Annotated in this window: 6 protein-coding genes; 1 reads left to right on the forward strand and 5 read right to left on the reverse strand. The window is 48.2% G+C overall.

All coding sequences use genetic code 11. From position 1 onward, the window contains the following. Positions 1 to 4: 4 nt before the first annotated feature. The 4 genes from I595_RS10380 to I595_RS17400 form a co-directional block, all read right to left on the reverse strand. Positions 5 to 6,445 (reverse strand): beta strand repeat-containing protein, encoded by a 6,441-nt coding sequence (locus I595_RS10380; RefSeq protein WP_172675934.1) that lies wholly within the window; start codon positions 6,443 to 6,445, stop codon positions 5 to 7. A 361-nt stretch (positions 6,446 to 6,806) separates the two neighbouring features. Beyond that, the gene (locus tag I595_RS10385) at positions 6,807 to 8,807 is read right to left on the reverse strand and encodes an OmpA family protein (protein ID WP_054559353.1); all 2,001 of its coding nucleotides are present in this window, start codon (positions 8,805 to 8,807) and stop codon (positions 6,807 to 6,809) included. A 14-nt stretch (positions 8,808 to 8,821) separates the two neighbouring features. Beyond that, positions 8,822 to 9,757 carry a PorP/SprF family type IX secretion system membrane protein gene (locus tag I595_RS10390; RefSeq protein WP_083467569.1) on the reverse strand — a complete coding sequence of 312 codons (936 nt, stop codon included), beginning with the start codon at positions 9,755 to 9,757 and terminating at the stop codon, positions 8,822 to 8,824. A gap of 25 nt (positions 9,758 to 9,782) precedes the next feature. Next, the gene (locus tag I595_RS17400; RefSeq protein ID WP_054559355.1) at positions 9,783 to 14,234 is read right to left on the reverse strand and encodes a T9SS type B sorting domain-containing protein; all 4,452 of its coding nucleotides are present in this window, start codon (positions 14,232 to 14,234) and stop codon (positions 9,783 to 9,785) included. A gap of 358 nt (positions 14,235 to 14,592) precedes the next feature. Here I595_RS17400 and I595_RS10400 point away from each other — a divergent pair, with 358 nt between their 5' ends. Beyond that, complete coding sequence (locus I595_RS10400) at positions 14,593 to 16,182, forward strand: peptide chain release factor 3 (protein WP_054559356.1); 1,590 nt, start codon at positions 14,593 to 14,595, stop codon at positions 16,180 to 16,182. Positions 16,183 to 16,209: 27 nt separating this feature from the next. Here I595_RS10400 and I595_RS10405 read toward each other — a convergent pair whose 3' ends face one another. After that, positions 16,210 to 16,521: a DUF3467 domain-containing protein gene (locus I595_RS10405; RefSeq protein WP_054559357.1), complete on the reverse strand. Its 312-nt coding sequence runs from the start codon at positions 16,519 to 16,521 to the stop codon at positions 16,210 to 16,212. Positions 16,522 to 16,553: the final 32 nt, after the last annotated feature.

The raw sequence follows: 16,553 nt of genomic DNA on the forward strand, positions 1-16,553 counted from the left end.
TTACTTAAGGAATTAAGATTACCGTGAACATGAACTCTAAATCGATATCGTCTTTCTGCGTACCGCCATTATCACTGTCCCCAATATTGACCCTAAATCCTGTTGCCGTCTGGTTATAATAGGTAATCCCAGGGTCGTCATAATTTGTTGTTGTATTTCCAGGGCAGTCACCACCGCAGTCCAAGGTCGAAAGCTGAATCACGTAGTTGGAATTAGCCAAAGCGGTATCAAAAGTTACTTGATAATCACCTTCATTTATTCTTGTTACCGTAGCTTGGTACAAACTGCTATTGCCTGCGTCCACACCAGGGGTACCCACATATTCAATGGCTACTTTTCCCGTGGCATAAATAGATGGCATCGCAACTAGAAAGGCGCCCCCATCTGACCCAACCGTAATCTGGTTATTGGCTTGAGCACTAACGACATTGGCCGTTTGGGCAGGTCCACCATCTTCGTCCAGATAAGTTATAACGCCCGTGCCGTTATCCTGGGACAAACTTGTCACCGTTTCATTGATATCCACCGCAGTAATTCCAGGTTCTGAAATTGTTGCAATTCTGTTACCCGCGACCGTATTTGTAACAGCTACATCATCATCAGAAAGTGTATTGAGGTTAACGGTGTTTCCTCCTGTAATGCCTAATGTAGTTCCGGAAAGTGTCAACGTTTGGTTATCTGTATTAACACTTGATAAGGTCACGGTCTCATTTGGTGCACCATCTTGGGTTAAGGTAAGTGTTGTTCCGTCAAAAGTAAGACCCGTTACGGATTCATTTCCTATGACAGCATCAGCATCATCTACATTATCAATATTATCACTAAACCCTGCCGGGATATTCGTAATGTTTGTCCAATCTGGGTTCAATTCAGAATCGTTAACACTAAACTCAGTGCCGGTCAAATCCAGACCAGTACCCGCAGTATACTGTGTGTCGGTATCGATTTCCGCTGCGATGTCGGCCAAGGCGAGGGTCACCGTGTTTCCGTCACTGTCGGTGATGATAAGGTTGGTGCCGTCCTCCGTTAAGCTGGTGTTCGTGGTGTTGGTGTCCAAACCAGAAGTGGCAACTTCAATAACATCACCATCGGCGTCTACGGCAAGAAGATTGGTGGCCGTACCCGTATATGCCCCCGTACCATAGCCCCCAAAGTGATGCTGGCCAAGGCCGGTATGGATACTGTAAACATTGGCATTGGTGCCAGAGGTACTTGGAACTACGTCCTCAATCTTTAACCCATATTTTGAGTTGATGTTGGGATTTGGAGATGTAAACGCACTACCACGAACATGAACCCCATACATATTGTTTACACTGGCACCTGAAGCGGTATTCGCAACAATGGCGTTTGCATCATAGACCTTTGCGTTGGTAATAGTGCCACTGTAACCGTCACGTACCAAGAACAAACCATCAGAGCTGACCATTTTTCCAATGGAACCGGAACCTTGTTCGGCAATGGCATAGGGCATTATAGCACGCAAATTTGTGGCGTTTCCGGTACCTTGGTATTTTACATCCAAATAGGCGCCGTTCATCTCCACATTGGCATTACCGGTTGCATTGAGCAGTTCCGTATAAAAACCGGTTGGCACGGTTCCCGTTTTATCATTGACCGTTACAAGGCCGGGGTCCCCACCAGCCCCAAAATTGGGCAACGTATTATCATCTGTAATGGCCAACTGTCCGTTCTCGGTCAAGTATACATAGCGGTTATAGGTGTCCGCCAAGAATACGTTTTCAATAGCATTATCCCCGTCAGCCGTGGTTACGGGACGCCATTCGAACCTATCGTTTAGGGCATTAATGGCATCTTCAACGGTCAACTCATCATTGGTATCCCCATCAATATCAATGGGCGTCGTTAAATTAACCTCCGTGCCTTCCTGGTCGTCAGTATCAATGTCGGCCAAGGCAAGCGTCACCGTATTGCCATCGCTGTCCGTAATGATAAGGTTGGTGCCGTCCTCGGTCAGGCTGGTGTTCGTGGTGTTGGTGTCGACTCCGCTGGTAATGTCCGCCAAGGCCACAGTTACCGTACCGCCGTCCGTGTCCGTGATGACCAGGTCGGTGCCCACAACTGCAAAGGTGGCGTTCGTTGTATTCGTGTCGGTTTCCGCTGCGATGTCAGCCAAGGCCAAGCTCACCGTATTGCCGTCACTGTCCGTGAGGATAAGGTCGGTGCCGTCCTCCGTTAAGCTGGTGTTCGTGGTGTTGGTATCGACTCCGCTGGTAATGTCCGCCAAAGCGACCGTTACCGTTCCGCCGTCCGTGTCCGTGATGACCAAGTCGGTGCCCACGACTGCAAAGGTGGCGTTGGTGATGTTCGTATCCGTGTCAATCTCAGCGGCCAAATCCGCAAGGGCAAGGGTCACCGTGTTGCCGTCACTGTCCGTGAGGATAAGGTTGGTGCCGTCCTCCGTTAAGCTGGTGTTCGTGGTATTGGTGTCGACTCCACTGGTGATGTCCGCCAAGGCAACCGTTACCGTACCGCCATCCGTGTCCGTGATCACGAGGTCCGTGCCTACGACCGCGAAGGTGGCGTTGGTGATGTTCGTATCCGTATCAATCTCAGCGGCCAAATCCGCAAGGGCAAGGGTCACCGTGTTGCCGTCACTGTCCGTGAGGATAAGGTTGGTGCCGTCCTCGGTCAGGCTGGTGTTCGTGGTGTTGGTGTCGACTCCACTGGTGATGTCCGCCAGAGCGACCGTTACCGTTCCGCCGTCCGTGTCCGTGATGACCAAGTCGGTGCCCACGACCGCGAAGGTGGCGTTGGTGATGTTCGTATCCGTATCAATCTCGGCGGCCAAATCCGCAAGGGCCAAGGTCACCGTGTTGCCATCGCTGTCCGTGATGATAAGGTTCGTGCCGTCCTCCGTTAAACTGGTGTTCGTGGTGTTGGTGTCGACTCCACTGGTGATGTCCGCCAAGGCAACCGTTACCGTACCGCCGTCCGTGTCGGTGATGACGAGGTCGGTGCCCACAACTGCAAAGGTGGCGTTGGTGATGTTTGTATCCGTGTCAATTTCGGCGGCCAAATCCGCAAGGGCCAGGGTCACCGTGTTGCCATCGCTGTCCGTGATGATAAGGTCGGTGCCGTCCTCGGTCAGGCTGGTGTTCGTGGTGTTGGTGTCGACTCCACTGGTGATGTCCGCCAAGGCAACCGTTACCGTACCGCCATCCGTGTCCGTGATGACCAGGTCGGTGCCCACAACTGCAAAGGTGGCATTGGTGATGTTCGTATCCGTGTCAATTTCGGCGGCCAAATCCGTAAGGGCCAGGGTCACCGTGTTGCCATCGCTGTCCGTGAGGATAAGGTCGGTGCCGTCCTCCGTTAAGCTGGTGTTCGTGGTGTTGGTATCGACTCCACTAGTGATGTCCGCCAAGGCGACCGTTACCGTACCGCCATCCGTGTCCGTGATGACCAAATCGGTGCCTACGACCGCGAAGGTCGCGTTCGTTGTATTCGTATCGGTTTCCGCTGCGATGTCGGCCAAGGCCAGGGTCACCGTGTTGCCGTCACTGTCCGTGAGGATAAGGTCCGTGCCGTCCTCGATTAGGCTGGTGTTCGTGGTGTTCGTGTCAACTCCGCTGGTAATGTCCGCCAAAGCGACCGTTACCGTACCTCCGGCAGTGTCCGTGATCACCAAATCGGTGCCTACGACCGCGAAGGTGGCATTCGTTGTATTTGTGTCGGTTTCTGCTGCGATGTCGGCCAAGGCAAGCGTCACCGTGTTTCCATCGCTGTCCGTGATGATAAGATTGGTGCCGTCCTCGGTCAAGCTGGTGTTCGTGGTGTTGGTGTCAACTCCGCTGGTGATGTCCGCCAGAGCGACCGTTACCGTACCGCCGTCCGTGTCCGTGATTACCAAGTCGGTGCCAACGACCGCAAAGGTGGCGTTGGTGATGTTCGTGTCCGTATCAATTTCCGCGGCTAAATCCGCAAGAGCCAAGGTCACCGTGTTGCCGTCACTGTCCGTGAGGATAAGGTCGGTGCCGTCCTCGGTCAGGCTGGTGTTCGTGCTGTTGGTGTCCGTTCCTCCTGCGATGTCCGCCAAAGGCACTGTAACTGTATTCCCATCCTGAATGGATATTTCCAGATTCGCCCCATTCACCTGAAAGTTCTGTAGGTTCTGGTCATCCGTATCTGTTGCAGCAGCCAAAGCCCCCAAGGATACGCTAAGCACATTTCCGTCAGAATCTTCCAATTCTAAATCTGAACCACTGATTTCCAGTCTATCGTTAGTTGTGTTGGTATCAATTTCCGCTGCGATGTCGGCCAGGGCAAGCGTCACCGTGTTTCCATCGCTGTCCGTGAGGATAAGGTTCGTGCCGTCCTCCGTTAAGCTGGTGTTCGTGGTGTTGGTGTCGACTCCGCTGGTAATGTCCGCCAGAGCGACCGTTACCGTACCACCGTCCGTGTCCGTAATCACGAGGTCCGTGCCTACGACCGCAAAGGTCGCATTGGTGATGTTCGTATCCGTATCAATCTCAGCGGCCAAATCCGCAAGGGCCAGGGTCACCGTATTGCCATCGCTGTCCGTGATGATAAGGTCGGTGCCGTCCTCGGTCAAGCTGGTGTTCGTGGTGTTCGTGTCAACTCCGCTGGTAATGTCCGCCAAAGCGACCGTTACCGTACCGCCGGCAGTGTCCGTTATGACGAGGTCGGTGCCAACGACTGCGAAGGTGGCATTGGTGATGTTCGTGTCCGTGTCAATTTCGGCGGCCAAATCAGCCAAGGCGAGGGTCACCATGTTTCCGTCACTGTCGGTGAGGATAAGGTTGGTGCCGTCTTCGGTCAGGCTGGCGTTCGTGGTGTTGGTATCGACTCCACTGGTGATGTCCGCCAAGGCGACCGTTACCGTACCGCCGTCCGTGTCCGTGATTACCAAGTCGGTGCCAACGACCGCAAAGGTGGCGTTGGTGATGTTCGTGTCCGTATCAATTTCCGCGGCTAAATCCGCAAGAGCCAAGGTCACCGTGTTGCCGTCACTGTCCGTGATGATGAGGTCGGTGCCGTCCTCGGTCAGGCTGGTGTTCGTGGTGTTGGTGTCGACTCCGCTGGTGATGTCGGCCAACGCCACAGTTACCGTACCGCCGTCCGTGTCCGTGATCACAAGGTCCGTGCCGACTACCGCGAAAGTTGCGTTGGTGATGTTCGTGTCCGTATCAATTTCGGCGGCCAAATCCGCAAGGGCCAGGGTCACCGTGTTGCCGTCACTGTCCGTGAGGATAAGGTTGGTGCCGTCCTCGGTCAGGCTGGTGTTCGTGGTGTTGGTGTTGACTCCGCTGGTAATGTCCGCCAAGGCCACAGTTACCGTACCACCGTCCGTGTCCGTGATGACCAGGTCGGTGCCCACAACTGCAAAGGTGGCATTCGTTGTATTCGTATCGGTTTCCGCTGCGATGTCGGCCAAGGCCAAGGTCACCGTATTACCGTCACTGTCCGTGAGGATAAGGTTGGTGCCGTCCTCCGTTAAACTGGTGTTTGTGGTGTTGGTGTCAACTCCGCTGGTAATGTCGGCCAAAGCGACCGTTACCGTTCCGCCGTCCGTGTCCGTGATGACGAGGTCGGTGCCTACGACCGCAAAAGTCGCGTTCGTTGTATCCGTATCAATTTCCGCGGCCAAATCCGCAAGGGCGAGGGTCACCGTGTTGCCATCGCTGTCCGTGAGGATAAGGTTGGTGCCGTCCTCCGTTAAGCTTGTGTTCGTGGTGTTGGTGTCGACTCCGTTGGTGATGTCCGCCAAGGCGACCGTTACCGTACCACCGTCCGTGTCCGTGATGACCAGGTCGGTGCCCACAACTGCAAAGGTGGCGTTGGTGATGTTTGTATCCGTATCAATTTCCGCGGCCAAATCCGCAAGAGCCAAGGTCACCGTGTTGCCGTCACTGTCCGTGAGGATAAGGTTGGTGCCGTCCTCCGTTAAGCTGGTGTTCGTGGTGTTGGTGTTTATTATGGATGATAAAGCAGCTATATCCACCCTAAATTCAGAGCCATCACTATCGGTTATTACCAATTCACCCATAGCAGAGTCGGCCGAAAAATCGACTATGACGGTGTTGGTATCGGTAAAAGAATCCCTAAGCGACGATAAATCTACATCTACGCTCGCACTGTTTTCCAAGTCTAAAGTGAGGATATTGGTAGCGTCATCAAAAGCGAAACCCACTAACTGCTGATTATCTCGGTCTGTGAATTCCCAAGAATCCCCATCCCAATAGAATACAGTTCCAGTATCGGTGTTTACGTAAAGGTCACCTAAATCTGCGCCCGTTGGACTTATACTTCCGGCGGTGGAAACATCAGTTCCACTTAAGACTTCACAATTGCACTGGTCTTGTAAGGTAACTGTAGTTTGTGCTATGGCGTTTAAACTAAAAAGCATGCAGGCAAGGGCTACAAGTGTATACTTTTTAGTATGTAAGATTCTATACTCCATCTTAGGCTTAATTATTGTCATTTTTAATTTGCAGTACCATTCAACCTTGTTTTCACTTTAGGTGAAATATGACTACACTCTACAAAATTAATTTTAAGCCAACCGGTAGAAAATAATTGTTGTGTATCTATAAAATGGCAACGTCTAGGAACTAAAAGATGAAGTCAACCTAAACCCAAACCGTGTATTTAATCGATATTCTAAGGTATATCAACAGATTGCGGGAAACCGTTATTTTCAATATGAAAGAATTTACTTACTTGTTTGTGTTTAAATAAGCCTCCAAAAGGAACGTAATAAAACAAAAATCCCAATGAAAATAGATTCATTGGGATTTAATAAGTAATACACTATTTAGTGTTTAATCCAATATAATAAACTCAGACCTTCTGTTTAATTGATGTTTCTCAGCAGAACACCGTACACCATTCTCGCATTCATTAAGTAACTTTTGCTCTCCGTAACCTTCACTTTCCAGTCTATCAATTGCGATACCCTTGGCAATCATATAATCCACGGTTGCAGCAGCTCTTTTCTCGGAAAGCCATAAGTTATAATCATCATTTCCTCGGCTATCGGTATGTGCATTGACCTTTATCTTTAAACTTGGATATTTTTCCATGGCAGCAATTACCTTCTGAATTTCAACTTCTGCATCAGGCCGTATATCATATTTATTTAAGTCAAAATAAATGGTACTAAGTTGCAATAACTTCGCCAAGTCATCACCAAAGCCTCCGCTCACAACATCCCTTTCCAAATAGAAATCAACAATTTGTGGTTTACCATAAGATTTTGGCAAATACTCCTCTGAGGGAATATACCCTTCCATGGAGGCACGGACAAAATTGCCCTGATTACAGTCTAATTCTAGGATGTACTCCCCTTTTTCGTTGGTCATTACGGAATTCACCTCCATATTATTCTCGTCTATAATATTGACCTTTGCGCTGACCAATAACTCATTGGAAATTCTGTCCCTTACCGTACCCGTGACCTGTTGCCTGCAATCTAACCTCAACGGGGAGGTTTCCTTAAATGCATAGATGTCATCTTCTCCCATTCCGTCCAATCTATTGGAGGCAAAATAGCCCTCTGAGGTTTCCTCGTCTATAATAAAGGTAAAGTCGTCATACGGTGAATTTATGGGTTTTCCCACATTGACCACGGGTTGATCATACTCATCAAAAGCTATTTTGGTAGCAAAAACATCTAATCCACCAAGCCCTAAATGCCCATCCGAAGCAAAGTATAAAATATCCTTCTGTGTTACAAATGGAAATGTTTCCCGTGCGTTGGTATTAATAGTGGCCCCTAAATTCACTGGCGTTCCAAAAGTACCATCACCCATAATCTGCACCTTAAAGATATCGGATTCGCCAAAGCTTCCGGGCATATCAGAGGCAAAATATAACATCTTTTCATCCGGACTTAATGCTGGATGCGCAACGGAATAACTATCGCTATTAAATGGAAGTTCCGTTATATTGGTCCAAGTTCCGTCAATCATCGTGGCCTGATAGATTTTTAATCTAGTAGTTCCGGCTTCGTCTTTGTACTTTTTACCATCCAAAAAATTATTCCTGGTAAAATACATGGTCTTTCCGTCTTTAGTAACCACAGAAGTGGATTCGTGAAACCTTGAATTGATACGATTTTTTTTCTTGGGTAGCCTTTCGGTCTCAGTTTCAGTTAAATCCGCATTTTGAGTGGCCGTCTCCAAGGCATCAATTTTAAACACTTTATTTTCTGACAACCCTTGGACATCTACTTTATATAAATCCAAAAAATCCTTTGCATTCCAAGTATGCCTGTATCTTGCAAAATTCCCGGTATCCCTGTCCGAAGAAAAGATGAGTCCCTCTTTATAAAACGAAGGAGCAAAATCAGAATATTTAGAATTATAGGGAAAATTCTGGAGGTCATAACGACCAGAGTTTTCCTCAATGACCTTCAAATAATCTTCAGACAGACGTTTCACCAGCGCTGTATCATTGGTCAGTTTTGCAAACCTTTCCATTGCCGACCTAGCCTCCTCATACTCCCCAATAGTTTTTAAAGCTTGTGCATACCTAAACACATAATCTGGTGTGATAATAGAATCGTACTTGTCCAAAAGCAATTTGTAAATAGGTGCCGCTTCTTTGTACTCCGCATTAAAATAATAGGCGTTGCCAAGTCTTTTTAGGAGGTCTGGTGACTCAAATCCTTTTTCATATACTTTTTTGTAGATGTCAATCGCAGGTTTAAACGAGTATTCCTCGTATTTGTCATTTGCCCTATTTATTACCCGCTCTTGCGCAAAAAGGACTGAGGGCAACGTGGATAAAAAAAGGAAAAAAAGTAGATATTTTTTAAACATGGTCAATTGCTTTTTTAGAAAAACCTTGGGGAAACTGTTCTTTGAAAATTTCGGAGAAGCTCAAAACGCAAAAAGAGTTCAAACGAACCATCGTTAAAGCGATTACCTACCAATTCCGTGGTTTGGGTGTCATAAGCGAGACCAAGCATAATTTGATCTGTTATTTGAAAACCAAACAATGCACTTACCGCGGCGTCCCATCGGTAGGCGGCACCAACACTAAATTTATCATTGAACAAAAAATTTGCTGAAACATCTACCTGTAACGGTGCCCCTCCAACGGCCTTGGTAAGCAAGGCCGGTTTAAACTTTAAATTAGGGTTAATGTCAAAAACATATCCCGTAATCATGTAATAATTGATTCTATTAGCGGATAACAAATTTTGTCCATTGGCATCAAAATACTCATTTCGGAACAAGCTTGGGGCGGAAAGGCCTAGGTAAAACTTGTCCGTATGATAGTAAATCCCGGCACCAAAATTAGGATTGAATTCACTGGTTGTTCCATTTTCCGTTATCTGTTGATTTTCGCCTGTTTCATTAAAATTACGTAGTCCAGTAAAATCCAGGCTTAAAAAGTTGCCATTGGCGTTCACCCCAAAAGACAGTTTTTTGTCCAAACCGACATCAATGGTATAGGAGACTACCGCGTCAAGAGTCGTTTCTTGCACGAGTCCATCACCAATATTGTCATTTATCAAAGATATTCCATAACCCACCCTACTGTTTCTAATGGGAGAGTGCATATTTAAGGTGAACGTTTCTGGGGCCCCATTTAAACCTACCCACTGAGAGCGATACAAACTAGCTATACTTAACTGGCCCCTTGAACCTGCATAAGCAGGATTGACACTCATCGTATTAAACATATATTGGGTGTATTGGGCGTCTTGTTGGGCAGCAAGAATTCCACACCCCATACATACGAGCAATGTTATGATTTTTCTCAATTTTCCAGTGTTTTAGTTCTCTTAATTATTTACTGTTGATATAAAAGTAATCACTTTGCGTCACTCTACTTCCATCAGTGGTGTCGTATTGAAATACATAGTAATACACTCCAGAAGGTAAAAAGTCATTTGCACTTAAGGTGGAACGTCCCCGTGACCTTCCGTCAAAAACATTATTGATATTATTATAATTATCCCCTTGGTACACGAGTACTCCCCAACGGTTATAAATTCTAAAACTATTATTCAGGGCTCGGTCTACATTATTAATATAAAGAAAGCTGTTATTTGACCCTCCTACCTCTAAGTACTGATCAATCTCTATCTCAATATTAACATCCGGATCAAGGTAGTCCGGTGTGCCGTCGCCGTCACTGTCGTCGTTGGTAGGGTCGCCGTCCCCGTCAGCATCCTCGTCCGGCGTGTCAATGCCGTCACCGTCATCATCCAAATCGCGATAGTTGACATCCTCCGTGCCATCTGTATCCGGTAAGTCATTTGCCGGGTCGTCTATCTCATCGTTGACATCAAAACCGTCATCAACATCACTGCCCTCATAGCCATCGTCAAGTCCGTCACCATCCGTATCCTCGCCTGTAAAGGTCTGGTCCGGTTGGCCATCCTCATTGAAATCGTTCCCCTCGTTGTTGTCCGGGACCGTGTCATTGTCACTATCCCCATCAATATAGTCAGGTAAAGTATCTCCATCGGTGTCCTCAGGCGAAATGCCCTCGTCACCACCAGTGCCCTCGTACGCATCGTCAAGGCCGTCATTGTCCGTGTCGTTGCCGCTCGGTGGCACATAACCATCCGTGGGCTGACCTTCTACATTGTCCGGGATACCGTCGTTGTCCGAGTCGATGTCCAGACTGTCGGGGATGCCGTCACCGTCCGTGTCCGGGGTGCCATCGCCCTCAACAGTGTCCAATATCCCGTCGTTGTCATCATCAATATCAACTACATCCGGAACTCCGTCACCGTCCGTGTCGGTACCGTCTCCCGTGGGGTCCAAATAGTCCGGGGTGCCGTCGCCGTCCGTATCGTCATTCGTAGGGTCACCGTCGCCATCTGCGTCTTCGTCCGGCGTGTCAATGCCATCGCCGTCATCGTCAAGGTCCCGGTAGTTCACGTCCTCCGTGCCGTCCGTGTCCGGAAGGTCCGTCGCAGGGTCGTCTATCTCGTCGTTCACGTCAAAACCGTCGTCAACGTCCGAGCCCTCGTAGCCGTCGTCAAGACCGTCGCCGTCCGTGTCAGTGCCCGTAAAGGACTGGTCCGGTTGGCCATCGTTGTCAAAATCGTTGCCCTCGTTGTTGTCAGGTACCGTGTCATTGTCACTGTCACCATCAATATAGTCAGGTAAAGTATCTCCATCAGTGTCCTCTGGCGTAATGCCCTCGTCACCAACCGTGCCCTCGTAAGCATCATCAAGGCCGTCGTTGTCAGTGTCGTTGCCGCTCGGTGGTACATAACCATCCGTGGGTTGGCCCTCCACGTTGTCCGGGATGCCATCATTGTCCGCATCGATGTCCAGACTGTCTGGGATACCGTCACCGTCTGTGTCTATAGTGCCGTCTCCCTCTACCGTATCCAAGATGCCATCGTTGTCGTCGTCGATGTCCGTTACATCGGGAACGCCGTCACCGTCCGTGTCAGTACCGTCTCCAGTGGGGTCCAAATAGTCCGGCGTGCCGTCGCCGTCCGTATCGTCATTCGTGGGGTCACCGTCGCCATCTGCGTCTTCGTCCGGCGTGTCAATGCCATCGCCGTCATCATCCAAATCGCGATAGTTCACATCCTCCGTACCATCCGTATCCGGTAAGTCATTTGCCGGGTCGTCTATCTCATCGTTGACATCAAAACCGTCATCAACATCACTGCCCTCATAGCCATCGTCAAGTCCGTCACCATCCGTATCCTCGCCTGTAAAGGTCTGGTCCGGTTGGCCATCGTTGTCAAAATCGTTGCCCTCGTTGTTGTCAGGTACCGTGTCGTTATCGCTGTCACCGTCCAGATAGTCCGGAACCGTGTCGCCATCGGTGTCCTCGGGCACAATGCCCTGGTCACCGCCAGTGCCCTCGTACGCATCGTCAAGGCCGTCGTTGTCCGTGTCGTTGCCGCTCGGTGGTACATAGCCCTCCGTGGGCTGGCCCTCAACGTTGTCCGGGATACCGTCGTTGTCCGAGTCGATGTCAAGACTGTCGGGGATGCCGTCACCGTCCGTGTCCGGGGTGCCGTCGCCCTCAACAGTGTCCAATATGCCATCGTTGTCGTCGTCGATGTCCGTTACATCGGGAACGCCGTCACCGTCCGTGTCAACATCATCGTTGTCAAGGTAATCCGGTGTACCATCACCGTCCGTATCGTCATTCGTGGGGTCACCGTCGCCATCTGCGTCTTCGTCCGGCGTGTCAATGCCATCGCCGTCATCATCCAAATCGCGATAGTTGACATCCTCCGTACCATCCGTATCCGGTAAGTCATTTGCCGGGTCGTCTATCTCATCGTTGACATCAAAACCGTCATCAACATCACTGCCCTCATAGCCATCGTCAAGTCCGTCACCATCCGTATCCTCGCCTGTAAAGGTCTGGTCCGGTTGGCCATCCTCATTGAAATCATTCCCCTCGTTGTTGTCCGGGACCGTGTCATTGTCGCTGTCACCGTCCAGATAGTCCGGAACCGTGTCGCCATCGGTGTCCTCAGGCGAAATGCCCTCGTCACCGCCAGTGCCCTCGTACGCATCATCAAGGCCGTCGTTGTCCGTGTCGTTGCCGCTCGGTGGCACATAACCATCCGTGGGCTGGCCCTCCACGTTGTCAGGAAGGCCGTCATTGTCCGCATCGATGTCCAGACTGTCGGGGATGCCGTCACCGTCTGTGTCTATAGTGCCGTCTCCCTCTACCGTATCCAAGATGCCATCGTTGTCGTCGTCAATGTCCGTTACATCGGGAACGCCGTCACCATCCGTGTCAGTACCGTCTCCAGTGGGGTCCAAATAGTCCGGTGTGCCGTCGCCGTCACTGTCGTCGTTGGTCGGGTCGCCGTCCCCGTCTGCATCCTCGTCGGGGGTGTCGATGCCGTCATCGTCATCGTCAAGGTCCCGGTAGTTCACGTCCTCCGTGCCGTCCGTGTCCGGAAGGTCCGTCGCAGGGTCGTCTATCTCGTCGTTCACGTCAAAACCGTCGTCAACGTCCGAGCCCTCGTAGCCGTCGTCAAGACCGTCGCCGTCCGTATCCTCGCCTGTAAAGGTCTGGTCCGCCTCGCCGTCGTTGTCAAAATCGTTCCCCTCGTTGTTGTCCGGGACCGTGTCATTGTCGCTGTCACCGTCCAGATAGTCCGGAACCGTGTCGCCATCGGTGTCCTCGGGCACAATGCCCTGGTCACCGCCAGTGCCCTCGTACGCATCGTCAAGGCCGTCGTTGTCCGTGTCGTTGCCGCTCGGTGGTACATAACCATCCGTGGGCTGGCCCTCCACGTTGTCCGGGATGCCATCATTGTCCGAGTCGATGTCGCGATAGTCATCAAACGCGTCATTATCGGTATTTATGGGATTTATACCTGAACCTTCATAAGCATCATCGAGGCCATTATTGTTCGTGTCATTTCCAGAAGGGGGAATGTAGTCATCAACATCTTGACTTTCAATATTATCTAAAATACCGTCATTGTCACTATCAATATCCCTATAATCTGGAAACCCATCACCATCAGTATCTATGGGGTTTAAACCATCTTCGTAGGAATCGTCAATATCATTCCCATTACTATCTCCCGTTGGTGGCACATAATCTTCCGAGGTCTGGGCCTCTTGTTTATCTTTTATTCCATCATTGTCAGAATCAAAATCCCTGAAGTCAGGAAAAGCATCATCATCAGAATTAATGGGTTGTAGTCCAAATAGACCATTTGCTTCATAAGCGTCATCCAGTCCATTGGCATTGGTATCCAATCCTGATGGAGCTATAAAACCCTCTACGGACTGTGCTTCAATATTATCCCGTATTCCATCAATATCAGAATCAATATCCAAATAATCCGGTATACCCCCAGAAGCACCTGTACCTTGATCGCTATTCACCGGAACAATTCCAAAACCATAAGTGCCTTCATAGGCATCATCCAGACCATTACCGTTGCTATCCACACCAGATGGTGCCACGTAGCTCGATGATGATTGTCCTTCTATATTGTCCAAGATTCCATCGTTATCGGAATCAATATCCAAATAATTGGGAACGCCGTCCCCATCGGAATCCGTTGGGTTTGTTAAATGGTCGTTATCACCATCCAGGTTCGCATCTTCTGTAGCATTTAAAATACCGTCCCCGTCGTCATCCAAAGAGTTATATGCGGATTCTGATAAAATGGATGGATTTTTTGCGTGAACAGCAACCGTAAAAAACGGTCCTATCGCTAAAAGGAATGACAGATAGGTAATTGTCGCACTTTTTTTCAAAGGGGCAATCTGTGTTTTCATAAATGACAGTTTAGTTGAAACTTATCACCACAGCCTTTGCAGATTTAAAAGTAAGATTTTGGGAAATCTCAAAAACACCCATAAGGTGTTCTGTATTACATAATTACTCCATTCACATGAGCCCTACGATTTTATTCGACAAACTACTTCTTTCCATCCCTTAACTATATACGTCCACCGCGGCAATAATAGTTCATTCCCTATTTTTAAAGTTTGGATTGGTGTGGAAATATAAGCTGATTTTTACCGATTTCCCTTACCAAATGTACTTTTTTTACTCAACATATCAACATTTAAGACACCCCCACAATTGTAAAGTCACAAGAGAATTTAGTTTATTTTTGCCCAAACTATTAGGATGAGTTTCCAAACAGAAATTGCCAAAAGACGAACCTTTGGAATTATTTCCCATCCAGATGCGGGAAAAACTACATTGACTGAAAAACTACTCCTTTTTGGAGGTGCCATCCAAGAGGCGGGAGCAGTTAAGAATAATAAAATAAAAAAGGCTGCCACTAGTGATTTTATGGAGATAGAGAGGCAAAGGGGTATCTCTGTGGCTACATCCGTTCTTGCTTTTATTTACCGTGATAAGAAAATCAACATTCTGGATACCCCAGGTCATAAGGATTTTGCAGAAGACACCTTTAGAACGCTCACGGCCGTTGATAGTGTAATCGTGGTCATTGACGTAGCCAAAGGCGTAGAGGAGCAAACGGAAAAGTTAGTGGAGGTTTGTAGGATGCGCAAAATACCAATGATTGTCTTTATCAACAAATTGGACCGTGAGGGTAAAGACGCCTTTGATTTATTGGACGAGGTAGAACAAAAGTTAGGGCTTTCCGTGACCCCGTTGAGCTTTCCCATTGGTATGGGGTATGATTTTAAAGGCATTTACAATATCTATGAAAGAAATATTAACCTTTTTAGCGGAAACAGTAAAAAAAACATTGAAGATACCATAGCATTTGACGACATTACCAACCCCCAACTAGAGAAGATTATAGGCGAGAAGGCGGCTTTAGAGCTGCGTGACAATCTAGAACTTGTTTCAGGGGTATATACTGCTTTTGACAGGGAACTTTATCTTAACGGCTCACAGCAACCTGTGTTTTTTGGTTCTGCCTTGAACAATTTTGGGGTTAGGGAGTTATTGGATTGTTTTATTGATATTGCCCCACCACCAAAAACAAAAATGGCAGAAGAACGTGAAGTAAAGGCCAACGAAACAGATTTTTCCGGCTTTGTCTTTAAAATACATGCCAATATGGATCCAAAACACCGGGACCGGCTGGCTTTTGTAAAAATTGTTTCGGGTACTTTTGAACGCAATAAGCCTTATTTACATGTGAGACATGGTAAAAAATTAAAATTCTCCAGTCCAAATGCTTTTTTCGCTGAGAAAAAAGAAATTGTTGATATCTCTTATCCGGGGGATATTGTTGGACTTCATGACACTGGTAACTTTAAAATAGGTGACACCCTCACCGCAGGGGAAGAATTAAACTACAAAGGGATTCCGAGTTTTTCACCCGAGCATTTTAGGTATATCAACAATGCGGACCCAATGAAGGCCAAACAGTTGTACAAAGGTATTGACCAGTTAATGGATGAGGGGGTTGCACAGCTATTTACGCTCGAGCTAAACGGACGTAAGGTGATAGGTACCGTTGGAGCCTTACAATATGAAGTCATCCAATACCGCCTAGAACATGAATACGGCGCAAAATGTACTTATGAAAATTTTCCCGTATACAAGGCGTGCTGGGTTGAAGCGAAGGAAAACAATGAGGAATTCAAGGAATTTAAACGGATTAAACAGAAGTTTTTAGCTAAGGACAAAAGGGGGCAACTTGTATTTTTGGCAGATTCAGCCTTTTCCCTTCAAATGACGCAGCAGAAATACCCTTCTGTGAAGCTACACTTTACCTCTGAATTTGGAGATTAACGATGCCCTTGTCCTGTTCTTTGGGAATTAGGCTTCACCAGTAGGTCCAAAATTCATTGGAATGGGTGGCTGATCATAGTCTTTGATTGTACCATGCGCTTTTTCAAAACGATTGACATTATCGTTCAATGCCTTTAAAAATTTCTTGGCATGTTGTGGGGTAAGCACAATCCTGCTTTTAACCTTGGCTTTAGGCGCACCCGGCATCATGCTAATGAAATCGACCACAAATTCCGAAACGGAATGGTTAATTATCGCCAGGTTGGAGTACACCCCTTCCGCCGTCTTCTCATCCAACTCTATATTAATTTGCTTCTGTTTTTTATCCTGCTCTGCCATTGTTCATTACTTTATAAAAAAGGGCCAAAACC

The sequence above is a fragment of the Croceitalea dokdonensis DOKDO 023 genome (assembly GCF_001306415.1).
In the GTDB taxonomy this organism is placed as follows: Bacteria; Bacteroidota; Bacteroidia; order Flavobacteriales; family Flavobacteriaceae; genus Croceitalea; species Croceitalea dokdonensis.

Bases quoted from the DNA above. Each gene is read 5' to 3' on its own strand.
- I595_RS10380 (WP_172675934.1), bottom strand. From the start codon at position 6,445: ATGGAGTATAGAATCTTACATACTAAAAAGTATACACTTGTAGCCCTT.
- I595_RS10385 (WP_054559353.1), bottom strand. From the start codon at position 8,807: ATGTTTAAAAAATATCTACTTTTTTTCCTTTTTTTATCCACGTTGCCC.
- I595_RS17400 (WP_054559355.1), bottom strand. From the start codon at position 14,234: ATGAAAACACAGATTGCCCCTTTGAAAAAAAGTGCGACAATTACCTAT.
- I595_RS10400 (WP_054559356.1), top strand. From the start codon at position 14,593: ATGAGTTTCCAAACAGAAATTGCCAAAAGACGAACCTTTGGAATTATT.
- I595_RS10405 (WP_054559357.1), bottom strand. From the start codon at position 16,521: ATGGCAGAGCAGGATAAAAAACAGAAGCAAATTAATATAGAGTTGGAT.